The 25,663-nt window shown below is 73.5% G+C and carries 26 protein-coding genes; 11 read left to right on the top strand and 15 right to left on the bottom strand.

What is annotated here, in order from left to right; genetic code table 11:
• Nucleotides 1–11 precede the first annotated feature (11 nt).
• Nucleotides 12–1,058 (top strand): SAM-dependent methyltransferase, encoded by a 1,047-nt coding sequence (locus B9W62_RS32715; RefSeq protein WP_087810526.1) that lies wholly within the window; start codon nucleotides 12–14, stop codon nucleotides 1,056–1,058.
• Nucleotides 1,059–1,335: 277 nt separating this feature from the next.
• Here the strand turns inward: B9W62_RS32715 and B9W62_RS32710 are convergent, their stop codons facing one another.
• Together B9W62_RS32710 and B9W62_RS32705 are read right to left on the bottom strand one after the other, a co-directional pair.
• Nucleotides 1,336–1,722 (bottom strand): hypothetical protein, encoded by a 387-nt coding sequence (locus B9W62_RS32710; RefSeq protein ID WP_087812199.1) that lies wholly within the window; start codon nucleotides 1,720–1,722, stop codon nucleotides 1,336–1,338.
• A 101-nt stretch (nucleotides 1,723–1,823) separates the two neighbouring features.
• Entirely contained in the window at nucleotides 1,824–2,468 is a 645-nt protein-coding gene (locus B9W62_RS32705) for an MBL fold metallo-hydrolase (protein WP_087810525.1), read from the bottom strand.
• 159 nt (nucleotides 2,469–2,627) lie between these two features.
• Between B9W62_RS32705 and B9W62_RS32700 the strand changes: the two genes are divergently transcribed.
• Nucleotides 2,628–3,053 carry a MarR family winged helix-turn-helix transcriptional regulator gene (locus B9W62_RS32700; protein WP_087810524.1) on the top strand — a complete coding sequence of 142 codons (426 nt, stop codon included), beginning with the start codon at nucleotides 2,628–2,630 and terminating at the stop codon, nucleotides 3,051–3,053.
• A 120-nt stretch (nucleotides 3,054–3,173) separates the two neighbouring features.
• Nucleotides 3,174–3,353 carry a hypothetical protein gene (locus tag B9W62_RS32695; protein WP_087810523.1) on the top strand — a complete coding sequence of 60 codons (180 nt, stop codon included), beginning with the start codon at nucleotides 3,174–3,176 and terminating at the stop codon, nucleotides 3,351–3,353.
• A gap of 88 nt (nucleotides 3,354–3,441) precedes the next feature.
• Here B9W62_RS32695 and B9W62_RS32690 read toward each other — a convergent pair whose 3' ends face one another.
• Nucleotides 3,442–4,182 carry an SDR family NAD(P)-dependent oxidoreductase gene (locus tag B9W62_RS32690; RefSeq protein ID WP_087810522.1) on the bottom strand — a complete coding sequence of 247 codons (741 nt, stop codon included), beginning with the start codon at nucleotides 4,180–4,182 and terminating at the stop codon, nucleotides 3,442–3,444.
• Between the two features lie 151 nt (nucleotides 4,183–4,333).
• Between B9W62_RS32690 and lnt the strand changes: the two genes are divergently transcribed.
• The gene (lnt, locus tag B9W62_RS32685) at nucleotides 4,334–5,908 is read left to right on the top strand and encodes an apolipoprotein N-acyltransferase (protein ID WP_087810521.1); all 1,575 of its coding nucleotides are present in this window, start codon (nucleotides 4,334–4,336) and stop codon (nucleotides 5,906–5,908) included.
• On the opposite strand, the gene B9W62_RS32680 is transcribed toward lnt, so the two are convergent.
• Both B9W62_RS32680 and B9W62_RS32675 read right to left on the bottom strand, forming a co-directional pair.
• Nucleotides 5,832–6,737 carry a Gfo/Idh/MocA family protein gene (locus B9W62_RS32680; RefSeq protein ID WP_087810520.1) on the bottom strand — a complete coding sequence of 302 codons (906 nt, stop codon included), beginning with the start codon at nucleotides 6,735–6,737 and terminating at the stop codon, nucleotides 5,832–5,834. The genes lnt and B9W62_RS32680 overlap by 77 nt on opposite strands.
• Nucleotides 6,738–6,750: 13 nt before the next feature.
• Nucleotides 6,751–8,043 carry an FAD-dependent monooxygenase gene (locus B9W62_RS32675; protein ID WP_373433717.1) on the bottom strand — a complete coding sequence of 431 codons (1,293 nt, stop codon included), beginning with the start codon at nucleotides 8,041–8,043 and terminating at the stop codon, nucleotides 6,751–6,753.
• Nucleotides 8,044–8,117: 74 nt separating this feature from the next.
• Between B9W62_RS32675 and B9W62_RS32670 the strand changes: the two genes are divergently transcribed.
• The 3 genes from B9W62_RS32670 (at nucleotide 8,118) to B9W62_RS32660 (ending at nucleotide 9,910) form a co-directional block, all read left to right on the top strand.
• Nucleotides 8,118–8,738, top strand: coding sequence for a TetR/AcrR family transcriptional regulator (locus B9W62_RS32670; protein ID WP_087810518.1), 621 nt, complete (start codon nucleotides 8,118–8,120; stop codon nucleotides 8,736–8,738).
• A gap of 43 nt (nucleotides 8,739–8,781) precedes the next feature.
• Entirely contained in the window at nucleotides 8,782–9,294 is a 513-nt protein-coding gene (locus B9W62_RS32665) for a DinB family protein (protein ID WP_087810517.1), read from the top strand.
• Between the two features lie 103 nt (nucleotides 9,295–9,397).
• Complete coding sequence (locus B9W62_RS32660) at nucleotides 9,398–9,910, top strand: hypothetical protein (protein WP_087810516.1); 513 nt, start codon at nucleotides 9,398–9,400, stop codon at nucleotides 9,908–9,910.
• Nucleotides 9,911–9,916: 6 nt separating this feature from the next.
• Here B9W62_RS32660 and B9W62_RS32655 read toward each other — a convergent pair whose 3' ends face one another.
• From B9W62_RS32655 to fabG, 5 genes are all read right to left on the bottom strand, one after another.
• A complete protein-coding gene (locus tag B9W62_RS32655) occupies nucleotides 9,917–10,459 on the bottom strand; it encodes a hypothetical protein (RefSeq protein WP_087810515.1) in 543 nt (180 codons plus the stop codon).
• Between the two features lie 125 nt (nucleotides 10,460–10,584).
• Nucleotides 10,585–11,268 carry a uracil-DNA glycosylase gene (gene ung / locus B9W62_RS32650; protein ID WP_087810514.1) on the bottom strand — a complete coding sequence of 228 codons (684 nt, stop codon included), beginning with the start codon at nucleotides 11,266–11,268 and terminating at the stop codon, nucleotides 10,585–10,587.
• Nucleotides 11,269–11,341: 73 nt separating this feature from the next.
• Nucleotides 11,342–12,928, bottom strand: coding sequence for an ABC transporter substrate-binding protein (locus B9W62_RS32645; RefSeq protein WP_179235789.1), 1,587 nt, complete (start codon nucleotides 12,926–12,928; stop codon nucleotides 11,342–11,344).
• A 209-nt stretch (nucleotides 12,929–13,137) separates the two neighbouring features.
• The gene (locus tag B9W62_RS32640) at nucleotides 13,138–13,899 is read right to left on the bottom strand and encodes an SDR family oxidoreductase (RefSeq protein ID WP_087810512.1); all 762 of its coding nucleotides are present in this window, start codon (nucleotides 13,897–13,899) and stop codon (nucleotides 13,138–13,140) included.
• A 42-nt stretch (nucleotides 13,900–13,941) separates the two neighbouring features.
• Nucleotides 13,942–14,703: a 3-oxoacyl-ACP reductase FabG gene (gene fabG / locus B9W62_RS32635; RefSeq protein WP_087810511.1), complete on the bottom strand. Its 762-nt coding sequence runs from the start codon at nucleotides 14,701–14,703 to the stop codon at nucleotides 13,942–13,944.
• A gap of 266 nt (nucleotides 14,704–14,969) precedes the next feature.
• Between fabG and B9W62_RS32630 the strand changes: the two genes are divergently transcribed.
• Nucleotides 14,970–15,731 (top strand): hypothetical protein, encoded by a 762-nt coding sequence (locus B9W62_RS32630; RefSeq protein WP_087810510.1) that lies wholly within the window; start codon nucleotides 14,970–14,972, stop codon nucleotides 15,729–15,731.
• Nucleotides 15,732–15,779: 48 nt separating this feature from the next.
• On the opposite strand, the gene B9W62_RS32625 is transcribed toward B9W62_RS32630, so the two are convergent.
• Together B9W62_RS32625 and B9W62_RS32620 are read right to left on the bottom strand one after the other, a co-directional pair.
• Nucleotides 15,780–16,163, bottom strand: coding sequence for a DUF3037 domain-containing protein (locus B9W62_RS32625; protein WP_087810509.1), 384 nt, complete (start codon nucleotides 16,161–16,163; stop codon nucleotides 15,780–15,782).
• Entirely contained in the window at nucleotides 16,160–16,915 is a 756-nt protein-coding gene (locus B9W62_RS32620) for a HipA family kinase (protein ID WP_087810508.1), read from the bottom strand. The genes B9W62_RS32625 and B9W62_RS32620 overlap by 4 nt, the downstream gene beginning before the upstream one ends.
• 259 nt (nucleotides 16,916–17,174) lie before the next feature.
• On the opposite strand from B9W62_RS32620, the gene B9W62_RS32615 reads away from it, so the two are divergent.
• Together B9W62_RS32615 and B9W62_RS32610 are read left to right on the top strand one after the other, a co-directional pair.
• Nucleotides 17,175–17,765, top strand: a complete 591-nt coding sequence (locus B9W62_RS32615; protein ID WP_256976660.1) for an ATP-binding protein — start codon at nucleotides 17,175–17,177, stop codon at nucleotides 17,763–17,765.
• A 63-nt stretch (nucleotides 17,766–17,828) separates the two neighbouring features.
• Nucleotides 17,829–20,552, top strand: coding sequence for a helix-turn-helix transcriptional regulator (locus B9W62_RS32610; RefSeq protein ID WP_256976659.1), 2,724 nt, complete (start codon nucleotides 17,829–17,831; stop codon nucleotides 20,550–20,552).
• A gap of 28 nt (nucleotides 20,553–20,580) precedes the next feature.
• On the opposite strand, the gene B9W62_RS32605 is transcribed toward B9W62_RS32610, so the two are convergent.
• Nucleotides 20,581–21,993 (bottom strand): aminopeptidase P family protein, encoded by a 1,413-nt coding sequence (locus B9W62_RS32605; RefSeq protein WP_087810505.1) that lies wholly within the window; start codon nucleotides 21,991–21,993, stop codon nucleotides 20,581–20,583.
• A gap of 173 nt (nucleotides 21,994–22,166) precedes the next feature.
• Between B9W62_RS32605 and B9W62_RS32600 the strand changes: the two genes are divergently transcribed.
• Complete coding sequence (locus tag B9W62_RS32600) at nucleotides 22,167–23,150, top strand: LuxR family transcriptional regulator (RefSeq protein WP_179235788.1); 984 nt, start codon at nucleotides 22,167–22,169, stop codon at nucleotides 23,148–23,150.
• Nucleotides 23,151–23,233: 83 nt separating this feature from the next.
• Here B9W62_RS32600 and B9W62_RS32595 read toward each other — a convergent pair whose 3' ends face one another.
• Together B9W62_RS32595 and B9W62_RS32590 are read right to left on the bottom strand one after the other, a co-directional pair.
• Nucleotides 23,234–23,797, bottom strand: a complete 564-nt coding sequence (locus B9W62_RS32595) for a hypothetical protein (protein ID WP_087810503.1) — start codon at nucleotides 23,795–23,797, stop codon at nucleotides 23,234–23,236.
• Between the two features lie 42 nt (nucleotides 23,798–23,839).
• Nucleotides 23,840–25,450, bottom strand: coding sequence for a S8 family peptidase (locus B9W62_RS32590; RefSeq protein ID WP_087810502.1), 1,611 nt, complete (start codon nucleotides 25,448–25,450; stop codon nucleotides 23,840–23,842).
• Between the last annotated feature and the right edge of the window lie 213 nt (nucleotides 25,451–25,663).

Here is a 25,663-nt window from a genome sequence, read left to right as displayed (position 1 = left end):
ACGAATGGATCATGATGAACGAGGAGCAGGTGGAAATGGCCGACGTCCAGGCGGCGTTGGGCGCTCGCGAGCGACTGCGGCAGTGGGCCGACGGCGGGCAGGTGGCCGAGCTGCTGTACGCGGCATCGGCGAGCGGATGGTTGGACATGCTGCGGGAGCCCACGACCGTGGAGGCGCTGGCCGAGAACAGCGGCGTCTCCACCGAGCGTGCGGGCCGGGTCGTCGAAGTGTTCCTGGCAGCCGCGGTGGTTCGTAGCCCGGAGGGTTCCTCACCTGCCTACGTCCTCGACCCGGAGTTCGCAGCGCTGCACCGCGGTCCCGCCGGGATACGGCTGAACGACACGATCGACGACATCGCCGCGGCTCGCGACCGCATCCGCTCGGCCTTCTCGCCGGACGCACCGGACCACTGGGAGCATGACGCACTGATCGTCGCCCGCAACTGGGGCATGCTGCCCGTCGCCGCCTCGCGGGCCATCTTCTCGATGGCCTACGACGCGGTGCCGGAGTACCGCGACCGGCTGGCCGCCGGCGGCACGCTGCTGGACATCGGCAGTGGCGTCGGCGGAGCCCTACTGACCACCCTGACGATGTGCCCCCAGTTGCGCGCGGTCGGCGTCGAGCGGGCCGACGACGTCGTCAGGGAGCTGCGAAGGCGGGCCGAGGCGGCCGGTGTGGCCTCCCGCGTGGAGATCCGGTGCGCGGATGCCCGTGAACTCTCTGACGAGGCGGTGTGCGAGGTCGCCTACTGGGCCCAGGCGTTCTTCCCTCGTGACGCTCGCACGAGCACTCTGGCCGCAGTGCGGCGGGCGTTGGTTCCCGGGGGGTTGCTCATGGTTCAAGAACTGACACCGTCGGCGCAGGACACACCGGAAGCACAGCTCCGTTCGGCCCTCGCCGCGCTCGTCGCCGAATCCCGCGGTGTCCACCCTGCTCACACCGCTGAGGAACTCGCCGCAGAACTGCGGGACGGCGGTTTTGAGGATGTGCGGGTGGCGGTTTCCCCTGTCGGCCGCCTCGTCCTGGGCCGACGGGGGAACTGCCGGAGCACGCCTTGAGGAAGGCGAGGTGTGGTGGTCGAGGCAGGACTGCGGCGGCGCGCCTCGATGCCGCCCGCGGCACCCGGGTCCCGGTCGACCCGGGCCACGGCAACGAGTCTTCTGCTGGCCCCGGGCGGTCCGAGCAGGGCAGCGTTCGCCTTCGACACCTGCCCGCATCGCCGCAAGCGTCCGACAGCTTCTCCCGGGGAAACCCGCGCGCTCCTGACATTCCGAGGCCGGCGCGGGCGAGCGCGACGGGCTGCCTCGCCGGCGCCGGGCTCAGGAAGGAGCTGCCCTAGAGCGGTCGGCCTCCGGCACGTCCCCACTGGGCCTCGTCCCACTCCACGTATTCGATCTGGACGCCACCTGGCAGCTTCGCAGTCAGGTTCCTGCCAGTGGGAACGACTTGCGGACCACGCACGATCTGCGCTCCGGTCCGGGTGAGCAGCGCATGGCACTCGTCGAGGTCATCAATGATGAGCGTGGCCACTGTCGCCCTGTACGGCTTCAGCACCCGATCATCGCCCGCCACCACCAACACCCGGCCGACGGTAGCCAACTCCAAGCCGTTCGGCATCGTGAAGCGGGTGCTGATCGGCTCACCCGTGACCGTGGCGAGCGAAGCCAGCACCGCATCCAGGTCGTTGGCGTAGGCGCGGGCGAAGGTACGGAGGATGCGCATGATCACCAACAAGGGATCCAGGGATACGGGTATTCCCCGCTCCATCATGGCGCTCGCTGATGCGAGGCAGCGCGATCGTGTCGCGGGATCCCGGTTCGGCCCTACAGCTGGACGGTGGCACCGGGCTCGAGGAGGTCGATCGGGGTGCCGGTGAGGCCCTTCTCGCCGAGGAGACTGGCGGTGGAGTGCTGGCCGAGGTCGCTGAGCATGAGTTCGTGGATCTGGATGATGCGCTCGGGCCCGACTGCGCGGACGTAGTCGGCGGCTTCACCGAGCTTGGTCCATGGGCCGCTGGTCGGCAGCAAGAGGGTGCGTACGGGAGCGTCGGGCGCGAAGTAGGCGTCGCCGGGGTGGTAGACGGCTCCGTCATCGAGGAGGTAGCCGACATTGTCGGGGCACGGGATGTCGGCGTGGATCAGCGCGTGGCGGTGGCCGTGGACGGTGACGGTGATGGAACCGACGCTGAAGGTGTCGCCCGCGGCGACGGCGTGAACGCGGCCGTCGTGGCTGCCGAGGGCGTCCGCGACAGCAGCCGTGCCGTAGACCTGCAACCCGGTCCGGGCTTCGAGAGCAGTGGCGACGAGCTCCGCGTCGAAGTGGTCGAAGTGTTCGTGGGTGATCAGGACGGCATGAGCCCGGGTGACGGCTTCTGCCGCGTCCGGGGTGAAGGTACCGGGGTCGATGACCAGGCGGGTGCCGTCCTTCTCGAGGGTGACGCAGGCATGGGCGTGCTTGGTGAGCTTCACGGTGGGTCCTTTCCGAGCCGACCACTTTCTACAACCAAACTGTACAGCATGACTACATATCGAACCGTGGGGATCACCTGCGACCTGCTCCTGCAACGCCAGGGAAACAATGGAGCCAAGGTGTACAGTTTGGTTGATGGGCGCGGGTAACCTGACCCCATGGACGAGAATCAGTTGGCTGAAGAACTTCGCCTGACGATCGGACGGCTCGTACGCACGGTGCGCACTGCCGACAAGATGCCGCCCGGCGAGGCCGCGGTCCTGGGCTACCTGGACCGCGGCGGCCCGCTGACCACCGCCGACATCGCGCAACAGCGGGGAGTCAGTCATCAGTCGGCTGCCAAGGCGGTCAAGGAACTCCTGACTCAGGGCCTCGTGCAGGCCGAGGCACACCCCAGCGACGGGCGCAAGCTGTTGCTTCATCTCACGCCGGCGGGAAGTGACCGTCTGGCCGAGGAGCGCCGGAGGCGTGCCGACTGGCTCGGCGCCGCGATCAACGATGTCCTCGGTTCCGACGAACGAAAGACGCTTGAGGCGGCGCTGCCTCTGCTGTCGCGCCTGACCACACACCTGGACGGCAAGTAGCCCGGGGGCTGCCGTCCGGATCATCGAGTGCTGTGCGCGGTGAGGTCCGCCGGCTGAGGCGAACGGCTTGTGTAGCCGTCCGGTAGCGCAGTGTCAGTGCTTGCCCCTAGGCTTGTCCGCATGTCCCCCGATTACGTGACGCCTGGTTCCGTGCGGTCCGCCGCGGACCTGAACGATCAGATCCGGGCGCTGTGGCGGCGCGCGGGCGGGACCCTGTCCGCGCAGGAGCGCGTGGAGTACGAGCTGCTGGTGGTCGAGTGGGCGACCGCGATCCGCGGCGAGGTCATCGAGGCGGCCTGAGCCACCGGGGCTGCTCGAGGCGGCCTGATCCACGGGGGCCGCCGCGCGGGCCGCCCCGCTGCGGAGACGGCCCGGTCCCGAGCGCCGTTCAGCGTCCGCCCGCCACCCGGAGCACCGTCCCCGTCGTGTACGACGCCTCGGGCGACAGCAGCCAGGAGATCGCCGCGGCGATCTCCTCCGCGCGGCCCGCACGCCCCATCGGCACCGCCGCCCCCATCCGCGCGGCCCGGCCGGCATCGCCCGCCGCCGCGTGCATCTCGGTGTCGATCACCCCGGGTGCGACGGCGTTGACCCGGATCCCGTCCGGGCCGAGTTCCTTGGCCAGGCCCAGCGTCAGCGCGTCGACACCGGCCTTGCTCGCCGCGTAGTGCACGTACTCCCCCGGGCTGCCGAGGGTCGCGGCGCCCGAGGACACGTTCACGATCGCGCCGCTGCCCCGCGGCGTCATCAGCCGCGCGGCCCGCCGGGCGCACAGCAGCACGCCGAGCAGGTTGACGTCGAGGACCCGGCGCAGGTCCGCGGTGTCGCTGTCGGCGAGCCGTCCCAGCGGGCCGGTCACGGCCGCGTTGTTCACCAGCCCCGTCACCGGGCCCAGCCGCTCCTCCGCCACGTCGAAGAGCCGCTCGGCGTCGGCCTCGACGGACGTGTCCGCCCGCACCGCGACCCCGCGGCCGCCCGCGGCACGCACCCCCGCCACGACCGTCTCGGCGGCCGCGGAGTCGCGTGCGTAGCCCACGACGACGTCGTGCCCGTCCGCCGCGAGGCGCAGACAGGTCGCCGCACCGATCCCCCGGCTGCCGCCGGTGACCACCGTGATGGGTCGTGTCATGAGGTACCTCCCGGTATTTGATCGATCATCGATCATGCTACGCGCGGGTTCACGCGCCGGACAGGCTTCGGTGTGATCAACTGAAATCGCCCTCGTCGCGTGGGCACACTGGGGGAACCAACGGGTAGGGACCATCAGTAGGGAGGAGTCCATGAAGACGCTCGACCACTGGCTCGCCTCCCCGTGGCGGCGCTCGGCCGTCGCCGTGCTCGCCGGGGCCCTGCCCGTGCTCGCCTTCCCCGGGCCCGCCCTGTGGTGGTGGGCCTGGTTCGCGCTGGTCCCCTGGGTCCTGCTGGCCCGGACCGCGCCGGGCGGCAGGCGGGCGGCGTACGACGGGTGGTGCGGCGGGTTCGGGTTCGTGCTGGCCATGCACCACTGGCTGCTGCCCAACCTGCACGTCTTCACGTTCGTCATCGCCGCGCTGCTCGGCGCGCTGTGGGTCCCCTGGGGCTGGCTGGTGCACCGCACCCTGGGCGGGTCGCCGTCCGCCGGCCGGGTCGCGGCGGCCCTGGTGGTGCTGCCCTCGGGCTGGCTGCTGGCGGAGCTGGTCCGCTCCTGGCAGGGGCTCGGCGGCCCCTGGGGGATGCTCGGTGCCAGTCAGTGGCAGGTGGCCCCGGCGCTGCGGCTCGCCTCGGTGGGCGGCGTGTGGCTGCTCAGCTTCCTGGTGGTGGCCGTCAACGTCGCCCTCGCCGTTCTCGTCGCCGTGCGCCGGGCGAGGGTGCCGGCCCTGGCGGGACTCGTCGCGACGGCCGCGGCCACCTCGGCCGCCTGGGTCTGGTCGCCGCGCCCCGACACCGACGAGCGGGCCGCGATCGCCGTGGTGCAGCCCGGCGTCGTCGCCGGCGCGGACAGCGCCGACCGGCGGTTCGACCGCGAGGAGCAGCTGACCCGGCGGCTCGCGGACCGGGACCTCGACCTGATCGTCTGGGGCGAGAGCAGCGTCGGCTTCGACCTGGACGACCGGCCGGACCTCGCCCGGCGGCTGGCCGCGCTCTCCCGGGAGACCGGCGCGGACATCCTGGTCAACGTGGACGCGCGGCGCTCCGACAAACCCGGCATCTACAAGAGTTCGGTGCTCGTCGGACCCGAGGGGCCGACCGGCGACCGGTACGACAAGATGCGGCTCGTCCCCTTCGGCGAGTACGTGCCCTTCCGCTCGGTGCTCGGCTGGGCCACCTCCGTGGGCAAGGCGGCGGGTGAGGACCGCAGGCAGGGCACCGAGCAGGTGCTGATGGACGTCGGCGACGGCCTGCGGATCGGGCCGATGGTCTGCTTCGAGAGCGCGTTCCCCGACATGAGCCGCAGCCTCGTCGCCGACGGAGCCGAGGTGCTGGTCGCCCAGTCCTCGACCTCGACCTTCCAGCACACCTGGGCCCCCGAGCAGCACGCCTCGCTGGCCGCGCTGCGCGCCGCCGAGACCGGCCGGCCGATGGTGCACGCGACGCTGACCGGCGTCTCCGCCGTCTACGACGCGAACGGCGCGCGGATCGGCTCCTGGCTCGGCACCGACGCGAGCGCGTCACGGGTGTTCGAGGTCCCCGTCACCCACGGCAGCACGCCGTACGTCCGCTACGGCGACTGGACGGTGTACGCGGCGCTGGGAGTCCTCGCTGTCTGGGGCGCCGCCGAGGGCGTCGGGGCGGTGCGGTTCAGGCGGGGCCGCCCTGCACGGCCCGCACCACCCGCTCGCACAGCTCATGGGTCTCCAGCGCGTCCCGGGCGCTGAGCACCCGGCCGGCGCGCACCGCGTCGAGGAAGGCGAGCACTGCCTGCTCGATGCCCCGCTGGCGGGCCACGGGCACCCAGTCGCCGCGCCGCCGGACGGTCGGCTGGCCCTTGTGGTCGATCACCTCGGCGAGGTTGACCACCTGGCGCTTGGTGTCCTGGCCCGACACCTCCAGGATCTCCTCGGCCGAGCCGCTGAGCCGGTTCATGACGCCGAGTGCGGTGAAGCCGTCCCCGGCGAGCTGGAGCACGACGTGGTGGAGCAGGCCGCCCTCGGTCCGGGCGCGCACGGTCACGTCGTCGACCGGTCCCGGCACCAGGAACCTCAGCGTGTCGACGACGTGGATGAAGTCGTCGAGGATCATCGTGCGCGGGTCCTCGGGCAGGCCGGTGCGGTTCTTCTGCATCAGGATCAGCTCGCGCGGGTGCTCGGCGCACTGCGCGTACCCGGGGGCGTGGCGCCGGTTGAAGCCGACGGCGAGGCTGGTGCCGCGCTCCTCGGCGAGGGCCACCAGGCGTTCGGAGTCGGCGAGTTCGTAGGCCAGGGGCTTGTCGACGTAGGTGGGGACGCCGGCGTCCAGCAGCCGGGCCACGATCTCGGGGTGGGCGGCGGTCGGCGCGTGCACGAAGGCGGCGTCCAGGCCCTGGGCGAGGAGCGCGTCGAGGTCGGCGTGGCGCTGCGCCGGCGGGATGCGCAGCCGGTCCGCGACCCGGGTGAGGGTGGCGGGGGTCCGGGTCTGCACGTGGGGTTCGATCCCGGGCAGGGCGGTGATCACCGGCAGGTAGGCCTTCTGCGCGATGTCGCCGAGTCCGATGCAGCCGACCTTCACGGGATGTGCTCCTCTAACGCTCGTAACGCTCGCCGACCTGGGTCCGCCGGGAAGCATACGGGGGCTGCGGGGGCCGCCAGTCGGCGATGCCGTCGAAGCCGCGCAGGAACAGGGCCGGTCCGGCCTTGGACAGGGCGAGAATCGCGGCGTCGCGGACCGCGATCCCGGCGCGGTTGCTCATCAGGTTGAGGCGGGCCACCTTGACGGCCTGCCGGGCGATCGCGGTGGTGCGGGGCAGCCGGGCGGCCGAGTAGGCGGCGAGGTCCCGGCTGTGGTGGGCGAGCACGACCGCGTCCTCGATGGCCTGGTTGCCGCCCTGGCCGAGGTTGGGCGGCATCGCGTGCGCGGCGTCCCCGAGGAGGGCGACCCGGCCGCGGTGGTAGGCCGGCAGCGGTTCGGCGATGTGGTGCACGTCGTGGCGCAGGACGTCCTCGGGGCGGGCGGCGGCCAGGACGGCGGGGATCGGGTCGTGCCAGTCGCCGTAGCGGTGCAGCAGTTCGGCGCGCTCGTCGGCCACGTGTTGGCCGGCCGGGGCGACGGCGGCGGCGTAGGCGTAGACCCGGCCGTCCTTGAGCGGATGCGTGCCCCAGATGCGGCCCCGGCCCCAGGTCTCGTGGGAGGCGAACTCGACGCCCGGCACGGGTATCACCGTCCGCCAGGTGGTGAAGCCGGAGTAGACGGGACCCGGGTGGTCCGGGAAGAGCGCACGGCGCACCACCGAGTGGATGCCGTCGGCCGCGACCACCAGGTCGGCCTCCAGCCGGCCGCCGGGAGTGCGGACGATGGCCGGACGATCGCGGTCCCCGGGGTCGGCGACCGTCGCGTCGGCGGCCGTGCGGACCGCGTCCGGCGGCAGCAGCGCGGCGAGGCTGCCGATGAGGGTGGACCGGTGCAGCAGCACCAGCGGACCGCCGAAGCGTGCCGTCGCCGCTTCGGCGCTGGACCGGGAGAGCCAGCGTCCACCGGGGGTGCGCAGTCCTCCGTCGCCCTGCCAGGCGGCGAGGTCGCGGATCTCGTCGCCGAGGCCGATCACGTCCAGGGCGCGCAGGGCGTTGGGCGACAGCGAGATGGCCGCGCCGATCGGGCGGAGCGAGGGGGCGCGCTCCAGGACGGTGACCCGCAGGCCGCTCCGGTGCAGGGCGGCCGCCGCGGTGAGGCCGCCGATGCCGCCGCCGATCACGACGGCGCTCCTCGTGCGTGTCATGACTGTCCTCGGCCTTCTCTTCGACGGGACTCTCTTGGACGCGCCCCTGTTCGAGACGCCCGTGTTCGACGCGACTCTTTTCGACGCGCCCCTCTTCGGCACCGGGGAACTACAGATGTAGTGAGCCCTGCCGCCGACTGTACTACAGCCGTAGTGAGGCAGGTAGGTTGATCTCCATGTCCGCACACACCGCGCCCCCCGTCCCCCCGGCGGGAGCCTCCCGCGCCAATCTGGTCGCCGACGCCGCCCTGGCCCTGCTCGCCGAGCGCGGGATGCGCGGACTCACACACCGGGCGGTCGACGAGCGGGCCGCACTCCCGCAGGGCTCCACGTCCAACGTCGCGCGGACCCGGCAGGCGCTGCTGGAGCTGGCGGTGCGGCGCCTGGCCGACCGGGAGTCCAAAGTGCTGGCGCTGCACGAGATGCCGGACCCGCGCGCCGGCCTCACCGCCCTGGTGGACGCGCTGGCGCTGGCGACGCACCGCGCCCTGACCGGCAACCGCGCGCTGACGCTGGCCCGGTACGAGCTGGCGCTGGAGGCCACCCGCCGACCGGAGCTGCGGGCGCACTTCGACGCGGCGGGCGGCCGCTTCCGCGAACAACTCGGGGCCCTCGTCACCGCGATGGGCTCGACCGACCCGGACCGGCACGTGCTCTCGCTGGTCGCCTGGGCGGACGGCCTGATGTTCAGCTGTGTGGCCGGGACCTTCCACGCCGAGGTGCCGAGCCCGAAGGAGGTGCGGTCGGGGCTGCGGGAGTTGCTGGACGGCATGCTGGGCGGCCGGCCGTCGAGCTGAAAACTCCTGGTGGGGACCGGCCGGTCTGGGCGAGGATGCCGGGATGACGACCGAACGCCGCGAACCCCCGACCGACGCCGACGAACGCGCCATGCTGGAGGGCTGGCTCGAGTACCACCGGCAGACCCTCGACTGGAAGTGCGAGGGGCTCACCGACGAGCAGTTGAGGACGGCCGCCGTGGCACCGTCGACGCTGTCCCTGATGGGACTGGTCCGGCACATGGCGGAGGTGGAGCGCAGCTGGTACCGCCGGGTGCTGGCGGCCGAGGACGCGGGCCCGATCTACTACTCGGACGAGGACCCGGACGGCGAGTTCCGGCTCACCGCGTCGGACACCTTCGCCGAGGCCCGCGCCACCTGGCAGGCCGAGATCGAGGCGGCCCGGCGCAACGCGGCCGGCGTCCCCCTGGGCGAACCGACCCGGGGCAGGCACCTGCGCACCGGTGAGCGCTACACCCTGCGCTGGATCCACACCCACATGATCGAGGAGTACGCCCGCCACAACGGGCACGCGGACCTGATCCGCGAGCGCCTGGACGGAGCCACCGGGGACTGACGTCACCTCCGGCCGCCCCAGGGCCTCCGTACGGGGCCGGAGATCACCCGTGCGGGGCAACCTCCGCTCGTCGGGCACCGGCCGGAGGTCCCGACGCAGCAGAGTGGCGCGGGTGCATCGAACGACGACCACCGCAACGCTTCTGGTGACCGTGGCTGTCTCGGCCCTGACCGGTTGTACGACGGTCCGGGGCCCGGCCGCGGCCGACCCGTCGGCGGCGGGCGCCCGCTCGTCCGCGCCGCGCCCGGACGGCCCGGCCGCGCCCCGGGTCGTTCAGGCCCCGGCCCGGGAGGCGCTGGAGATGATCGGCCCCTCCCCCTCCCCGTCCCCGGAGCGTGCCGACGACGCGCAGCGCCGTACGCGGCCCCCGGTGGCCCCGTCCGCGCCGCACCGTCCCCCGGCCGCCCGCGCCCCCGAGCAGCGGCCCGCCCGTCCGGCGGCACCGGAGCACACCCGTGCGCCCGCGGCGCCGCGGCCCCGGGTGCCGGATCTGCCCGGCCCGTCCGGCGACCGCACCGGCGGCAAGGCGGACGTGTGCTCCCTCGGCAAGCAGTACGGGGGCTGGCGGCCGGGCAGCCCCGAGGCCCGCATCTGCGAGGACGCGTACGGCCGCTGACTCGGCCTAGGGCCGCTGCCGCGGCGGGCGGCCCCACCCCTCGGGGCCGTCGGGCCCGCGCGTGCCCCGGTCGGCGCCGTCGAGGCGCAGCTCCAGGCGGTCGATCGAGGCGCGTACGCCCTCCCCGTAGCGGCCGGGGGCGAGGGACCGGGCCGCGGCGCGGGCGCGCCGCAGGTGCAGCCGGGCGGCCTCGCGGTGACCGAGCCGGTCGTAGTCCGCCGCCACGTTCAGGTGGAGGGAGGGGTAGAGGGCGCGGGCGGCGGGCGTGCCCTCGTGCCGGTCGGCGAGCAGGTCCTCCGTCAGCTCCTCGGCGGCGGACAGGGCCCGCAGGTCCCAGGCCAGCTCCTCCTCGGGGTCGTCCTGGGTGTCGGCCAGGTAGTGGGCCAGCGTGCAGCGGTGCAGGGCGTCGCCGTGCTCGCCGATCTCCGCCCACAGGGAGAGGAAGCGGTTCCGGGCCTCCTCGCGGTCGCCCGCGTGATGCAGCATGGCGACCTGGCCGATCCGCGTCAGCACGGCATCCGGCGCCGCCTGCTCCTGTCCCTTCGCCACCGCGTCCTCCGTGCCCTCGTCGGCTGTCCCGACGACGCTAACCGCACGCGTCCGCTTTGCCCGTCAGGCGGCACCGGGGCGGGCGCGGGCCGGCCGGCGGCGGACCGGCCCGGGACCGGACCCGCTCAGCCCAGGTTCGGGATGGTCCAGTCGATCGGCTCGTGGCCCTGCCCGGCGACCGCCTCGTTGATCTGCGTGAAGGGCCGGGAGCCGAAGAACTTCTTCGCGGACAGCGGGGACGGGTGCGCCCCCTTGACCACGGCGTGCCGCGACTCGTCGATCAGCGGCAGCTTCTTCTGCGCGTAGTTGCCCCACAGCACGAACACCGCCGGGTCGGTCCGGGCGGCCACCGCGCGGATCACGGCGTCGGTGAACAGCTCCCAGCCGCGGGCCTTGTGCGAGTTCGCCTCGCCGGCCCGGACCGTGAGGACCGCGTTGAGCAGCAGGACGCCCTGCTTCGCCCACGGCATCAGATAGCCGTTGTCCGGGATCGGGGTGTCCAGCTCCGCGTGCATCTCCTTGTAGATGTTGCGCAGGGACGGCGGGACCTTCACGCCCGGCCGGACCGAGAAGCACAGCCCGTGTCCCTGGCCCTCGCCGTGGTACGGGTCCTGGCCGAGGACCAGCACCTTCACCCGGTCGAACGGGGTGGCCTCCAGCGCGGCGAAGACCTCCTCGCGCGGCGGGTAGACGGGGCCGTTCGCCCGCTCCTCCTCGACGAACTCCATCAGCTCCTTGAAGTAGGGCTGTTGCAGCTCGCCGCCCAGCACCTCGCGCCAGGACTCGGGCAGCATGGCGATGTCGGTCACGTCAACTTCCTTACGCAGTGCGGTGTCTTCCAGTGCCCAAGAACCTACCGCCGACCACTGACAACGGGGGCGCCTACCAGCTCGTCTTCCGCTGGAGCTGCCACATCATCATGATCGTGGACGGGTCCAGGGCCTGCTCCGCGCCCGAGATGTCCGTGCTGGCGGCCACGTACTGCTTGCCCTGCCACAGCGGCAGCAGCCGCGCGTCGTCCACCATGATCTGCTGCGCCTGCTCGAACTCCCGCTCCACGTTGGCGCGGTCGCTCTCCCGGCGGGAGCGCGGCAGCAGCTTGCCGGTGATCTCCGGGGTGAGGTAGGGCGTGCCGAGCGCGTTCTGCTCGCCGACGAAGGGGGCGATGAAGTTCTCCGCGTCCGGGAAGTCCGGGGACCAGCCGCGTCCGAAGACCGGGTACTCGCCCTTCTGGTATCCGGCGACGTACGTCTTCCAGGGGCGGCTCTTGAGAGTGACCTTGAACAGGCCGGAGGCGTCGAGCTGCCGCTTGATCTCCTCGAACTCCTCGGCCGTCTCGGAGCCGTATCGGTCGGTGGTGTACCAGAGGGTGAGCGGGACCGGCTCGGTGATGTCGACGTCCCGGAGGATCTCGCGGGCCTTGGGGACGCTGGGGTCGCCGTAGTCGTCGAAGAAGCCCGTGGTGTGGCCGGTGAGGCCCTTGGGGACCATCGAGTACAGCGGGTCGACGGTGTCCTGGTAGATCCTGTGGGCGATCACCGTCCGGTCGATCACCTGCGCTACGGCCTGGCGCACTTCCTTGCGCCCCGCCCACGGGTCCTCGGGGTTGAAGACGAGGTAGCTGATCTCCGTACCGGTGCCCTCGACCAGCTGGAGGCCCTCCTCCTTGCCCTCCTTGCCCTGGAGTGTGATCACGTCGTCGGCGGCGAGGCCGCGGTAGGTCACCTGGATGTCACCGTCGCGCAGCGCCTTCACCATGCCGGCGGAGTCCTTGAAGTACCGGACGGTCACGGCCTTGTTCTGCCGTTCGGCGAAGCCCTTGTAGCGGTCGTTGCGCACGAGTTCGGCCCGTTCGCCGTCCTCGTACGACTGGAGGGCGTACGGGCCCGACCCCACGACGCCGCCGCCTTCGCGCAGCGCGTCCGCGGGGTAGTCGTCGGGGGCGACGATCGACATGGCGGGTGTGGCGAGCACGAACGGGAAGGTGGCGTCGGGCTTGTTGAGGTGGAAGACCACCTCGCGCTCGCTCGGCGCCTGGACCCGTTCGAGGCTGCCGAGCAGGCCGGCCGGACCGCCGTTGACGTTGATGTCCTTGATGCGGTCGATCGAGTACTTGACGGCCCCGGCGTCGAGTCGGTCGCCGTTGGAGAAGGTCAGGCCCTCGCGCAGCTCGCAGCGGTACACCCGGTTCGTGCTGTCGGAGAACGAGCACTGCTCGGCGGCGTCGGGCTGGGGCGCGGTGGCGCCGCTGGGGTAGCTGAGCAGCGTCTGGTAGATGTTGCGGAACAGCTCCCAGGAGCCGTCCCAGGAGGCGGCCGGATCGAGTGTGCTGGGGGCACTGGTCGTCCCCACGACGATCGGCTCCTCGTCCTGCGAACTGTCGGACGACAGGATGCCGCATCCGGTGACCAGTGAGGATATGGACACGATGGCCGCGACCCGCCGCAGGCCTCGCTTCCGGTTGAACACGCGCACGCTCCTCGATCCGCCGTACCAAGGGTCGGCAGACCATACCGCAGCGCCACGCCCCCTGAACCCCCTTCTGAACAGGGGTTTTGATCATTTGAGGATGACTACGTTGTCATCGTGCACCGGGCTCCGATACGCGGACACGGGCGCCGTTGCGGTCGACGGCGCCCGTGTCCGGGATCGATCTTGAGGAGTCCTCGTGGGCGAGATCAGGCCACGCCGGCGTTCAGGAAGATGCCGCCGTCGACGACGAGCGTCTGGCCGGTGACCCAGGCGGACTGCTCCGAGGTGAGGAACGCGGCGGCGCCCCCGATGTCGGAGGGCACACCGAGCCGGCCCAGCGGGTAGCCCGAGGCGGCCTCCTCCTCGCGGCCCTCGTACAGCGCCGCGGCGAACTTGGTCTTCACCACCGCCGGGGCGATCGCGTTGACCCGCACCCCGGGTGCGAACTCGTGCGCCAGTTGCGCGGTGAGGTTGATCAGCGCGGCCTTGCTGACGCCGTACGCGGCGATGAAGGGCGAGGGCGAGAGGCCCGCGACGGAGGCGATGTTGACGATCGCGCCGCCGTTGTCCTTCTGCCAGGCGTGCCAGGTGCGCTGGGCGAAGCCGAGCGCCGAGATCACGTTGGTCTCGAAGACCTTGCGCGCCACGTTCAGGTCCATGTCGGCGATCGGTCCGAACACCGGGTTGGTGCCGGCGTTGTTGACGAGGAAGTCGACGCGCCCGAAGGCCTCCATCACGCGCTCGACGGCGACGGCCTGGTGGGCCTCGTCGTGCGCCTTGCCGGCGACGCCGATGACCCGGTCGGCGCCGAGCTTGTCGACGGCCTCCTTCAGGGCGTCCTCGTTGCGCCCGGTGATGCAGACCCGGTCGCCGCGCGCCACCAGCGCCTCGGCGACGCCGTAGCCGATGCCGCGGCTGGCGCCCGTGACAAGCGCTACCTTGCCGGAGAGGGCGGGGAGTTCAGTCATGTCAGTGGTCCCTAATCCCGGTGTTCCTGGTCTCCGCGCGCCCTAGTCGAGCGGTCCGCCGGCCACGTACAGCACCTGGCCGGAGACGAAGCCGGCCGCCTCGCCGGTGAAGAAGGCGATGGCGTTGGCGATGTCGTCGGGCTCGCCGACGCGGGCGACCGGGATCTGGGTGGCGGCGGCGGCCTTGAAGTCGTCGAAGCCCATGCCGACGCGGTCGGCGGTGGCCTTGGTCATCTCGGTGGCGATGAAGCCGGGGGCGACGGCGTTGGCAGTGACGCCGAACTTGCCGAGTTCCTTGGCGAGGGTCTTGGTGAAGCCCTGGAGACCGGCCTTGGCGGCGGAGTAGTTGACCTGGCCGCGGTTGCCGAGGGCGGAGGAGGAGGACAGGTTGACGACACGGCCGAACTTGGCGTCCACCATGTGCTTCTGGCAGGCCTTCGTCATCAGGAAGGCGCCGCGCAGGTGCACGTTCATGACGGTGTCCCAGTCGGAGACGCTCATCTTGAACAGCAGGTTGTCGCGCAGCACGCCCGCGTTGTTGACGAGGATCGTCGGCGCGCCCAGCTCCTCGGCGATCCGCGCGACGGCCGCCTCGACCTGCGCCTCGTCGGAGACGTCGCAGCCGACCGCGATCGCCCTGCCGCCGGCCGCGGTGATCTTCTCCACGGTGTCCTTGCAGGCGGCCTCGTCGAGGTCGATGACGGCGACGGCGCGGCCCTCGGCGGCCAGTCGTACGGCGGTGGCGGCGCCGATGCCGCGCGCGGCTCCGGTGACTACGGCGACCCGCTGCTCAGTGGTGGACATTCGCTGCTTCTCCTCGTCCTGGGAATGCGGCCCGTGCGGAGCGTGCGCCCTCGGGTGAGCGACCGCTTAGTACCTTCCGCAGACGTGACGCTAGAAGCCCTGGCACCCGGTGTCAACGGGACACCGGTGCGGTGTGATCCATTACCCGGCCCTGCTGGTGCGCCGCCCCGCCCCGGTCGCCCGATCGGCCCAGCGCTGCGGGCCGCCCGGCCGCATGGCCCCTAGCGTCGAAGCGCGAGCCACTCGTGGCCGGAAAGGAGGCGTCCATGCGCCGTCGTACCGGTGCAGCAGGCATAGCCGTCGCGATCGCCGCGATCGTGCCGCTGGCCAACCCCGCACCCGCCCAGGATCTCGACTCGAATTCGGGGTCGGACTGCCGGAGCTTCACCTACCAGGAAGCGGTACCGGTCGGGCTGGACGAGGATCCGGGCGAACCGGACCCCTCGTGCCCCGACGGAATATACGAAGACCCGTCCGACGAGGCCCCGCTGGAGGAGGGACGGCTGGACGACGGCCGGCTCGACGGGGGCGGAGCCGACGACGGGCGACTCGACGGCGGCCTGCCCGACGAGAGCGGAGCGGGCCAGGGCCGGCCGGACGAGAACGGCGCCGACGGCGGCGGACTCGGCCAGCACCGGCCCGACGAGACCGGCCAGGGCCGGATCGACCAGGACCGGCCCGGACAGTCCCACGCCAGTGGCCAGGGCTCCTTCGACCAGGGCGGGATCCATGGGGTCCGGGAGGCGGACGACGGCGCGGGCGGCGCGGCACGGCCGGGCCGGGACCAGGCCCCGACGATCTCCGCGACCTCCGCGCCGCGACCGGCCACCACGGCACCGGCCCCGGCCGTGACCGCACCGGCGCCCGTGGCCTCCCCCGCCGTGACGCCGACGCTCGGCACCCAGGGCGGCCTCGGCGGCGCCTCGGGCACCGGGCCAGGCGACTGGGACATCGGCATCGGCCTGAGCTTCGTCACCGGCGCCGCGCTCGCGGCGGGTTACGTGATCAGGCGCCGCCGACGCGCCTGAGGCACGCCCCGGGCAGCACCTGCCCCGTCGTCCGGGCGGGCCCCGCCCCTACCGCACCAGCAGGTCGAGGAGCCGTTGCGTCTCGGCCGCCGGATCGGCCGTGAGGCCGGTGTGGACGGGGCCCGGCTGGACGATGGTCGACCGGGGCGCGATCAGCCAGCGGAACCGGCGGCCGGGTTCGTCCTCGGCCGCCTGGCCCGCCGCGTCCCCTCCGGCGCACACGCCCTCCACGGCGCGCAGCGCCGCGCGCACCCCGGGCAGGTCCACCCGCGGGTCCAGGGCCAGCAGCCGGTCCTCGTCGAGGTGGGTGCGGGCACCGACGTAGGACTTGGCGCGGCAGTAGACGAGGACACCGGCGTTGACGCACTCCCCGCGCTCGACCCGCGGCACCACGCGCAGCAGCGCGTACTCGAAGACGTGGCGGTCGCTCACCGCACCCCCTTGAGGCGTTCGTGGATCGTGGCGGCCCGCGCGAGCAGGGGCCCGGCGTAGGCCCTGCGGAGGTCGTCGGGTGTGGCGAAGCCGGGTTCGTCCCGCAGCCAGACGTCCGGGATCTCGGCGGTGACCTCGGCCAGCAGTTCCTCGGTGACCAGCGGCGCGAGCGCGTCGGCGGCCGCGCGGACGTCCGGCGCGAAGCGCGCGAGAGCGTGGTCGGCGGCGTCGTAGGGGCGGGCGGCGGAGGTCTCGGCACCGGGCCAGTTGTGGTGCCAGATCATGGTGGCGCCGTGGTCGATGAGCCAGGTCTCGCCGCGCAGGCGCAGCAGGTTGGGGTTGCGCCAGGAGCGGTCGACGTTGTTGACCAGCGCGTCGAACCAGACGATGCGTCCGGCCTCCGCCGCGCTCACCTCGAAGGCGAGCGGGTCGAAGCCGAGGGCGCCGGAGAGGAAGTCCATGCCGAGGTTGGTGCCGCCGCTGGACTTGAGCAGTTCCTGCACCTGCTGGTCGGGTTCGCCGAGTCCGAGCACCGGGTCGAGGTCGACGGTCACCAGCCGCGGCACCCGGAAACCCAGCCGGCGGGCGAGTTCGCCGCAGACCACCTCGGCGACGAGCGTCTTGCGGCCCTGGCCCGCGCCGGTGAACTTCAGGACGTAGGTCCCGAGGTCGTCGGCCTCGACGAGTCCCGGCAGCGAACCGCCCTCACGCAGCGGCGTGATGTAGCGGGTCGCGAGGACCTCTCTCAACACTTGTGCGGGCCACCCGTCTCTTCAGCCTTGCCGTCCCCGCGGGGAGACGTCCCCTGGGCCTGGAGTGAGCATAGTGACCGCGGGTGACCGTCGGCGAGACGGGCCCGGAACGACGCGCTCCGGGATGCTTTTCTTACGTATCCGTAGCGCCCGTGCCCGTATGTACGCGCGGTGGCCGCGGTCCCTAGGTTGCCGGCATCGGCCGGCCACGCCTCGGCGCGTGCCCCGCTTCCGCCGTTCCTCGCACCAGGAGCCTGCCTTGGCCAACTCGGTCTTCGATCCGTGTCCCGCGGCGTCGCGTACGGCGTCCTTCCGCCTTCCCGCGCTGCCCTCCGCCGTTCGCGAGGGCCGTCGGCGTGTCGGTACGACGCTGCTCTCCTGGGGCATCGGTCTGGACGAGGACTCCTCCTGGTCACTCACCGTGGTCTGCGGCGAGTTGCTCGCCCGCGCGGTACGGCGGGCGGCCGGGGAAGCGCCCGGACCGGCCGGGCGGCTCGCGGTGGGCGTCGACGTGGACGGCGACCAGCTCATCGTCGACGTGCGCGACGTGCCCGGCACGGCCCCGCCGCCCGCCGGTGTCTGTACCGCACACCCCGACACCCACGACGAGGACGGCTGGGGTCTCGCCCTGGTCGATGCCCACTGCACCGCGCACGGCACCGAACACACGCCTGCCGGACCGCGGTTCTGGGCCGTCGTCACGCTTCCCGCCGGAGTACTCCCCGCCGCGTCGTCGGATCTGGAACGGCTGGGGAACACGCGGTGGGTGCTGGAGCCCGCGGGAACGGCCCTTGCCGCGGCGGGGAGCCGCGTGGTCAGGATGGGGAAGGAGAACGTCCCGTTCGCCTAGGACGCCCACCCGGGGTGGCGTGTCCTCGGCCGCGCGGGCCGACGGAAAGCGATGGTCGACGACATGGCCGCTGTGCGACGGTCCCCCTGGCTGGCTCCTCTGCGTCAGGCGCTCGGCGGGAACGGCTCGGTCCTCGTTCTCGTGGAGGGCTCCGCGGGCCTGGGGAAGACTCGTGCGCTGCACGGCCTGAGCGGCTTGCCGGAGGCCGCCGAGGCCCGTCGGACCCTGTGGCGGTGCGGTGCGGCGCAGGAGCGGCCGGAGACGGTTCCCGGTCCCGCCCTGCTGCTGGTCGACGACGCGCACCGGGCCACGCCGCAGGAGAGGGCGTGGCTGCGCGAGGTCCTGGAGCGGCCGTGGGAGGGGCTGGCGGCCGTGGTGGCCTACCGTCCCGAGGAGGTGGGCACGGCCGGTCTGCCGCTGGGCGCGCCGGCCGTCTCCTATCCCCCGGGTCTCGCGGTCTTCCGGCACCGGCTGCGCGCGTGGGGTGTGGACCGGGTGCGCCGGGCCGCCTCGGAGGTGCTGGGCGAGCAGGCGACGCACGAGGCCGTCGCCCGGCTGCACGCGTGTTCCGGCGGGGTGCCGCAGGTGGTGGCGGACCTGCTCGGCGCGCTGGGTGCGGGGCGGGGCTCCCGGTGCACGGCCGCCGACGTCGACGCGGCCGACGTTCCGGTCCGGCTGGCCGAACTGGTGCTGAGCCGTACCGACGCGCTGGCCGCCGCGGACCGGCCCGTCGTGTGGGCGGCCGCGGTGCTGGGCGAGCCGGCCGGCCGGGACGAACTGCTGTCCGTCGCGGGCATGGACGGCACGCGCGGCCGGGCGGCGCTGCTCGCGGCCCTGGCCGGGGCGGCGCTCTCGGAGGTGGCGCAGGGCCGCTACGGGTTCCCCGTGCCGCTCGCCGCGACGGCCGTGCGCGAGCGGGTGCCCGGGCCGGTCCGCGAGGAGTTGCACGGGCGGGCGGCGCGGGTGCTCGCCCGCCGCCGGCCGGTGCCGTGGGCGGAGGTGGCCCGGCACCGCGGGGCCGCAGGCCGGCGCAAGAGCTGGCTCAAGGCGGTGGAGAAGGCCGCCCTGGCAGCGGTGGAGTCGGGACATCACCAGGAGGCGATCGGCCTCCTGGAGCGGACGCTCGCGGTGCCCGAGGTCCCGGCGCGGTACCGGGCCCGGCTGGCGCCGCTGCTGGCCCGCAGTGCCGTCGTCGGGCTCCGCTCGGACCAGACGGTGGAGGTGCTCACCCAGGCCGTCCGCGACCCCGGCCTGCCGGTGGACGTCCGGGGCCAGCTGCGCCTGGACCTGGGCCTGATGCTGGCCAACCAGGTCGGGGACCTGGCCGCCGGGATGCGCGAGCTGGAGGCGGCGGTCGAGGAGCTGGGCGAGGTGCGTCCGGCGCTCACCTCCCGGGCGATGGTGGCGCTGGCCATGCCGGAGTGGCCGACGGGGACGCTGGCGGGGCACCGGGAGTGGCTGCGGCGGGCCGCCGGGCTCGTGCGCGCCGGCGACAGCGAGGAGGCGCGGGCCGCCGTCGCCGCCAACCACGCCTCCCTGGCCGTCGCCTGCGGCGACCCGCAGGCCCGGGAACTGGTGGCGGCCCTGCCCGTCGACGGTCCCCCGGCCGGCTGCCGGGAGCACGCGGCGCGGGGTCTGTGCAACGCCGCGGACGCCGCGCTGTGGCGGGGCTCGTACCAGTGGGGCGGTGAACTGCTGTCCGCGGGACTGGATCTCTCGGCCCGGATCGGCGCGTCGTACACCGAGCAGACCGCGCAGGGCACCCGGCTGCTGCTGGACTGGTGGGCCGGGCGGTGGACCGGGCTGGGTGAGCGGTGCGAGCGGTTCGTCGCGGACACGGCCGACATGCCCGTGGTGGCGGCGGACGCCCACCTGGTGCGGGGCATGCTGGCCTTCGTGCAGGGCGACTGGACGCAGGCGGTGCACTGGCTCACCGCGCTCGGCGCGCCCGCGCCGGAGTGCACCCGCATGCCGCTGGCCGCGACCACGGCGGGCGCGTTGATCCGGCTCGCCCTAGTCCGCGACGACCCGCCGGCCGCGGCGGAGCAGGCGCGGGCGGCCTGGACGGCCGTGGCGGAGAAGGGCATCTGGGCGTGGGCGGCGGAGCTGGCCCCCTGGGCGGTCGAGGCGGTGGCCCGGGCGGGGGACGCCGCGGCCGCCCGTCGGATGACCGCGGACTTCGTGCGGGGGCTGGCGGGGCAGGACGCGCCGTCCGCCCGGGCCGCCGTCGCCTGGAGCCGGGCCGCGCTGGAGGAGTGCGAGGGCCGCCGCCCGGAGGCGGCCGGGTCGTACCGGCAGGCGGCGGACGCCTACCGGGAGCTGTCCCGCCCCTACGCCTGGGCCCTGACGACGGAGGGCGCGGCACGCTGCTCGCTCCTCGACGGCGCGGACCACTCCGGTGCGCGCGACGAGACGGCCCGAAACGGCGTGGACGGCACCGCCGGTGAGGACGGCGCGGACGGCGGGCGGGCCCACGCCGTCGCGTCGTTGCGGCGCTGCGTCGAGCAGTACACGGAACTCGGCGCGGTCTACGACGCCGCCCGGGCCCGCACCCTGCTGCGCTCGCACCAGCCCCCGGAGGTCCGCCGGCCGGGCCGCCCCGCGTTCGACGACCGGCTCTCCCCCAGGGAGCGCGAGGTGGCGGAACTCGCGGCGCGCGGCCTGATGAACCGTGAGATCGCGGTGGTGCTGCACCTCTCGCCCCGGACGGTGGAACAGCACGTCGCCCGTGCCCTGAGGAAGACGGGTGCCCTGTCCCGCCGCGACCTCCTGCGCGCGTCCCCCTGAGGTCTGCCGCTTGGTCCGCGGTGCGGGCTCAGCCCGCGAAGCGGGCCATCCAGGCCTCGACCTCGTCCGCGCTGCGGGGCAGGCCCGCCGACAGGTTCTCGTGGCCGTCCTCGGTGACGACCAGGTCGTCCTCGATCCGGACGCCGATGCCACGCCACTCCTCGGGCACCGTCAGGTCGTCGGCCTGGAAGTACAGGCCCGGCTCGACGGTCAGGCACATGCCCGGCTCCAGCAGGCCGTCCACGTACTCCTCGGTGCGGGCCCGCGCGCAGTCGTGGACGTCCAGGCCCAGCATGTGACCGGTGCCGGCCATGGTGAAGCGCCGTTGCAGCCCCAGCTCGTACGCCCGCTCGGCGGGGCCCTCGATGAAGCCCCACTCCACCAGCCGCGCCGCCAGGTGGCGTTGGGCGGCCTCGTGGAAGTCGCGGTACGCGGCACCCGGCTTGACCGTCGCGATCCCGGCCTCCTGGGCCTCGTACACCGCGTCGTAGACCTTCCGCTGGAGGGGCGTGAAGGTGCCGCTGACCGGCAGGGTGCGGGTGACGTCGGCGGTGTAGAGGGAGCGCGTCTCCACACCGGCGTCCAGGAGCAGCAGGTCCCCGGGGCGGACCGGGCCGTCGTTGTCCGTCCAGTGCATGATCGTGGCGTGCTCGCCCGCGGCGCAGATCGTGCCGTATCCGACCGCGTTGCCCTCCAGGCGCGCCCGGCGGAAGAAGGTGCCCTCCAGCCACCGCTCCGACGAGGCGACCGCCCGGGACAACTCGCCCACGACGTCGGTGAAGCCGCGCACCGTGGAGTCCACCGCCTTGCGCATCTCCCCGAGTTCCCAGACGTCCTTGACCAGGCGCAGGTCGCTCAGCGCGTCCTCCAGCCCGGCGTCGCGCTCGGCGTCGGTGGTGACGGCCGCCTCCAGAGCGGGGTCGACCCCGCGCACGATCCGGGTCGGCACGCCACGGGTGGCGGCCAGGTCGGCGGCCGCGGTGCGCACGTCACGGCACGGCAGGCCCAGCACGCGCTCCGACTCGGCCAGCGAGCGGCGCCGGCCGGTCCACAGCTCGGCGTGGGCGCCGGTCCAGAACTCGTCGTCGTCCCGGCTGTCCCGGGGCAGCTGGTAGCAGTAGGCGTCGTGTCCGCCGTCCGCGCGGGGTTCGAGCACCAGGGCCCCGTCGCGGGCCTGGTCGCCGGTCATGTGCACGTAGCCCGAGTAGGGGCGGAACGGGTAGGTGTCGTCGTTCGAGCGGACCTTGAGGTTGCCCGAGGGGACGACCAGCCGTTCGCCGGGGAACCGCGCGGAGAGCGCGGCACGGCGGCGGGCCGCGTACGGGGCCTGTTCGGCGGGCTGGAGGCCGTGCCGCTCCGTGTCCGCCCAGCCGGTGCGCATCAGGGCGGACAGCTCCGCCGAGAGCTTGGGGTACAGGCTGTTCTTCCGACGGTTCGCCACGTCGTGGACCTTCTTCCGCTGGGCTGCCGAGGGGCCGGTACGCGGGCCCGGCCGCCGCGGGCCCGTGCCCCGCGGCGGCACGGACGGTACCGCCCCGGGGCGGGCTCCGGGGCCCAGGAGTGCCAGTGGCACCGATCGGCCAGCACGGGACCGGCCGGGCCGATAATCGCCTCATGGCGAACGAGAAACTCGGCGAGTCCCTCCGCGTACTGGGGCTCGACCCCACGGCCTGCCGGGTCTATCTGGCCCTGCTGGAGCTGTCCCCCGCGCCGCTGGACGCCATCGGCGCGGCGACCGGCCTGAGCGGGGCCCGGCTCGGCGCCGCGTACGCGACCCTTGCGGACACCGGTCTGGCCAGTGCCGCGGCCGGGGAGACGGACGTGGTGGCACCGGTACCTCCCGCGGCGGGCCTGGAGGTGCTCGCCCGGCACCGGGCGGCCGAGCTGGAGGAGTCGCGCATCGCGGTCGGGGGCGCGTTCGAGTCGTTCCGGCGCCGCCGGCTGGCCGCCTACAACGACGGCCTCGTCGAGGTCGTCACCGGGGAGGCCATCGGTCCGCGGATGCGTCAGGCGTGGGCCGGCGCCCGCGAGCAGATCCGGCAGTTCGAGTCCCCGCCCTACGTCCACCTGCCGGGCGCGACCGACGACGCCCTGGCGACGCTGGCCCGCGGGGTGACGCAGCGCGTGGTCTACGCGCGCGAGGCGCTGGAGCGGCCCGGACAGCTCGAGCACGTCGTCGAACCCTGCGTCGAGGCGGGCGAGCAGGCCAGGGTGCTGCCGTCGGTACCGGTCAAGCTGCTGATCATCGACGAGGCGTACGCGCTGGTGTCCTTGTCGATCAAGGACGTCGACGTGCACAACACCATGCTGGTGGTGCAGCCCTGCGGTCTGCTCTCCGCGCTGGCGGCCCTGTTCGAGCAGACCTGGCGCGCCGCCGTCCCGCTGCACGGTGCCGCGGCCCGCCCAGCCGGGCTCCCGCCGGCCGACCGGCGCCTGCTGCGGCTGCTCGCCGGTGGCGCGACGGACGAGGTCGCCGCCCGCGCGCTGGGCATCAGCCGGCGCACGCTGTTCCGGCGGCTCCAGGTCCTCATGGCCCGCCTCGGCGCGGCGAACCGCTTCCAGTTGGCCTTGCAGGCCCAGCGCGCGGGCTGGCTGTGAGCCCGGCACGGCCGTGCCCGGCTGTGAGCCCGGCACGGCCGTGACCCCCGCCCGGTCCCGGACGGGGGTCGTCGACGCGGTCGTCAGCACATCTGCGTCTTCATGACGTCGTACGGGCTGTTCCAGCTCGCACAGCCGACGGCGCTGTGGTCGTACCAGTTGTGCCCGAACTCGTGCGCGGAGAGCAGGGCGAAGTCGCGCACCATGGTGGACAGGGCGATACGGCCGCCCCAGTTCCAGTTGCAGCCGACGGCGTTGGATATGCCGCAGCCCGCCACGTAGCCGTTGGTGCAGGAGACCGGGGTGCCGCTGGAGGCGGTGCGCACCCCGCCGCCCCAGTAGTCGGCGCCGGCGACGATGGCGTTCTCGTAGCCCCGGCAGGAGGCGGTGATGTGGTAGTACCAGCTCGCCCGGGCGGCGCCCGCGGACCGCTGGGTCGAGGGCTGCTCCGCCGGTCGCGCCGCCGCCGGGGTCCCGGCCCGGTCGCCGGTGAGCGCGACGCCCTCGGTCGCGGCGGTGGCCCCGGCCAACGCGGCGGGCCGGACGGGGGCGGTGGCCGTCGCCTCGGCCGCCTCGGCGGTGAAGGGCAGGGCCGCCAGCAGGAGGGAGGCCAGGAGCGCTCCGGCTCCCCGCTTGAGCACGGACATGTCGTGTCCTTTCAGGGGTGGGGGGTGAGGACGGCGGGCGGCTCAGAACTGGAGCGACCAGGCGTTGACGTAGCCGGTGTCGTTGACCCAGTTGTCGGTCACCCGGAGCTTCCAGGTGCCGTTCGCGGGGGCGCCGGAGGCGTCGACGGCGACCGTGCCCCGGACGTCGTCCGCGCTGTCGTAGGCGCCGTAGTCCTTCAGCAGGAGGACATCGCCGTCGGGGGCGACCAACTCGACCCGGACGTCGCCGCGGTAGGTGTGGCGGATGTCGACGGTGACGGCGAGGTCGGCGGGCGCGTTGCCGCTGATGCCGGTGACCGCGAGGGGCGCTTCGACGGTGGCCCCGTCCCGGATCGGGTAGTCGTCGGTGTTCTCGAACCGCTCGCCGTCGGAGGGCGGCGGGGTGTCGCCACCGGTGCCGGTGAACAGCAGGCGGTTGGGTGACCCGTTGCGGGGGTCGGTCACCTTGCCGGACGTGGCGTCGGCGACCAGTCGTTCGCGGACCTGGGCGGGGGACCAGTCCGGGTGGGCCGACAGCAGCAGGGCGGCGGCACCGGCGACGTGCGGGGAGGCCATCGAGGTGCCGCTGTCGGCGCGGGAGGCGGAGTCGCCCGCGTTGGAGGCGGAGACGATGTTGTCGCCGGGGGCGAAGATGTCCAGGCAGGAGCCGTAGTTGGAGCCCTGTCCGTTGGACCAGCCGCTGGCGCGGGCGTCACGGCTGTCGGTGGCGCCGACGGTGACGGCCGCCGGGGTGGACGAGGGCGAGTAGGAGCAGGCGTCGGCGTTGTTGTTGCCGGCCGCGACCACCCAGGTGACGCCCGAGGCGATGGAGGCGGCGACGGCGTCGTTGACGGACTGGGTCCGGCCGCCGCCGATGCTCATGTTGGCCACCGAGGGGCCGTCGGCGTTCTTGGTGACCCAGTCGATGCCCGCGAGGACCGGCGCCCAGGTGTTGCCCGAGGTGCCCTGGCAGTTGAGCACCCGCACACTGACCAGCCGGACGTCCTTCGCGACGCCGTGAGCGGCACCGCCGACGGTGCCGGCCACGTGGGTGCCGTGCCCCTGGCAGTCGGAGGCGTTGGAGTCGTCGTCGATGAAGTCGTAGCCGCTGACCGCGCGGCCGCCGAAGTCGTGGTGGCTGAGGCGGACGCCGGTGTCGACGACGTAGGCGGTGACGCCGGAGGCTCCGTCGGGGTAGGTGTAGGAGCGGTCGACCGGCAGATCGCGCTGGTCGATGCGGTCCAGACCCCACGAGGGCGGGTTGGGCTGGGTGCCGACCGCGTAGGCCGCGGCGTCGGCCTCGACGCGGGCGACCGACGGGTCGGCGGCGAGTTCCTCGGCCCGCCGCTCCGTCATGTGCACCGCGAAGCCGCGCAGGGCAGTGGTGTAGGTGTAGCGCAGGCTGCCCCCGTGACGCTTGGTCAGCGCCTTGGCCGAGGCGGGTATGTCGGCTCTGGCGACGCTGTCCTTCAGCGTGACGATGTAGGAGCCCTCGACGGCTCCGGCGCGGTCGGCACCGACGATGCGGGCGCCGTCGTCGGGCGGTACGGGGGCCGCTGCTCCGCTGGTGGCCGCGGCGCCCACGAGCAGGGCGGAGGCGGCGCCGGCGGCGAGCAGCCCCCGTAGGCGGACGTCGAACTTCACGAGCTTCATGGGCGTCTCCGTGGGGATGCGGTGCATGGGGATGCGGTGCGTGAGGATGTAGCGCGCATGACAATTCGTGGTCATGGCTCGCGTCACCTTTCGCGCCGTCCACGCCCCCGGGGCGCGGATCGGTGCGACGGTGTCTCGTGGAAGGGAACTTAGGCACCGGCCCGGCGCGCGCCTATCCGGGTGTCACCGGCACGGACACGCAAGTAATTGCGG

The organism is Streptomyces sp. CS113 (assembly GCF_002188365.1).
In the GTDB taxonomy this organism is placed as follows: Bacteria; Actinomycetota; Actinomycetes; order Streptomycetales; family Streptomycetaceae; genus Streptomyces; species Streptomyces tendae.
Note: the sequence above shows the minus strand (reverse complement) of the source record. Positions and strands in the feature narration are given on the sequence as shown.

Coding starts and splice junctions, on each gene's coding strand:
- B9W62_RS32690 (WP_087810522.1), bottom strand. CDS start 4,182: ATGACACGACCCATCACGGTGGTCACCGGCGGCAGCCGGGGGATCGGT.
- B9W62_RS32640 (WP_087810512.1), bottom strand. CDS start 13,899: ATGACTGAACTCCCCGCCCTCTCCGGCAAGGTAGCGCTTGTCACGGGC.
- B9W62_RS32710 (WP_087812199.1), bottom strand. CDS start 1,722: ATGCGCATCCTCCGTACCTTCGCCCGCGCCTACGCCAACGACCTGGAT.
- B9W62_RS32700 (WP_087810524.1), top strand. CDS start 2,628: ATGGACGAGAATCAGTTGGCTGAAGAACTTCGCCTGACGATCGGACGG.
- B9W62_RS32695 (WP_087810523.1), top strand. CDS start 3,174: ATGTCCCCCGATTACGTGACGCCTGGTTCCGTGCGGTCCGCCGCGGAC.
- B9W62_RS32600 (WP_179235788.1), top strand. CDS start 22,167: ATGGCGAACGAGAAACTCGGCGAGTCCCTCCGCGTACTGGGGCTCGAC.
- B9W62_RS32670 (WP_087810518.1), top strand. CDS start 8,118: ATGTCCGCACACACCGCGCCCCCCGTCCCCCCGGCGGGAGCCTCCCGC.
- fabG (WP_087810511.1), bottom strand. CDS start 14,703: ATGTCCACCACTGAGCAGCGGGTCGCCGTAGTCACCGGAGCCGCGCGC.
- B9W62_RS32610 (WP_256976659.1), top strand. CDS start 17,829: ATGGCCGCTGTGCGACGGTCCCCCTGGCTGGCTCCTCTGCGTCAGGCG.
- lnt (WP_087810521.1), top strand. CDS start 4,334: ATGAAGACGCTCGACCACTGGCTCGCCTCCCCGTGGCGGCGCTCGGCC.
- B9W62_RS32715 (WP_087810526.1), top strand. CDS start 12: ATGATGAACGAGGAGCAGGTGGAAATGGCCGACGTCCAGGCGGCGTTG.
- B9W62_RS32595 (WP_087810503.1), bottom strand. CDS start 23,797: ATGTCCGTGCTCAAGCGGGGAGCCGGAGCGCTCCTGGCCTCCCTCCTG.
- B9W62_RS32630 (WP_087810510.1), top strand. CDS start 14,970: ATGCGCCGTCGTACCGGTGCAGCAGGCATAGCCGTCGCGATCGCCGCG.
- B9W62_RS32590 (WP_087810502.1), bottom strand. CDS start 25,450: ATGAAGCTCGTGAAGTTCGACGTCCGCCTACGGGGGCTGCTCGCCGCC.
- B9W62_RS32665 (WP_087810517.1), top strand. CDS start 8,782: ATGACGACCGAACGCCGCGAACCCCCGACCGACGCCGACGAACGCGCC.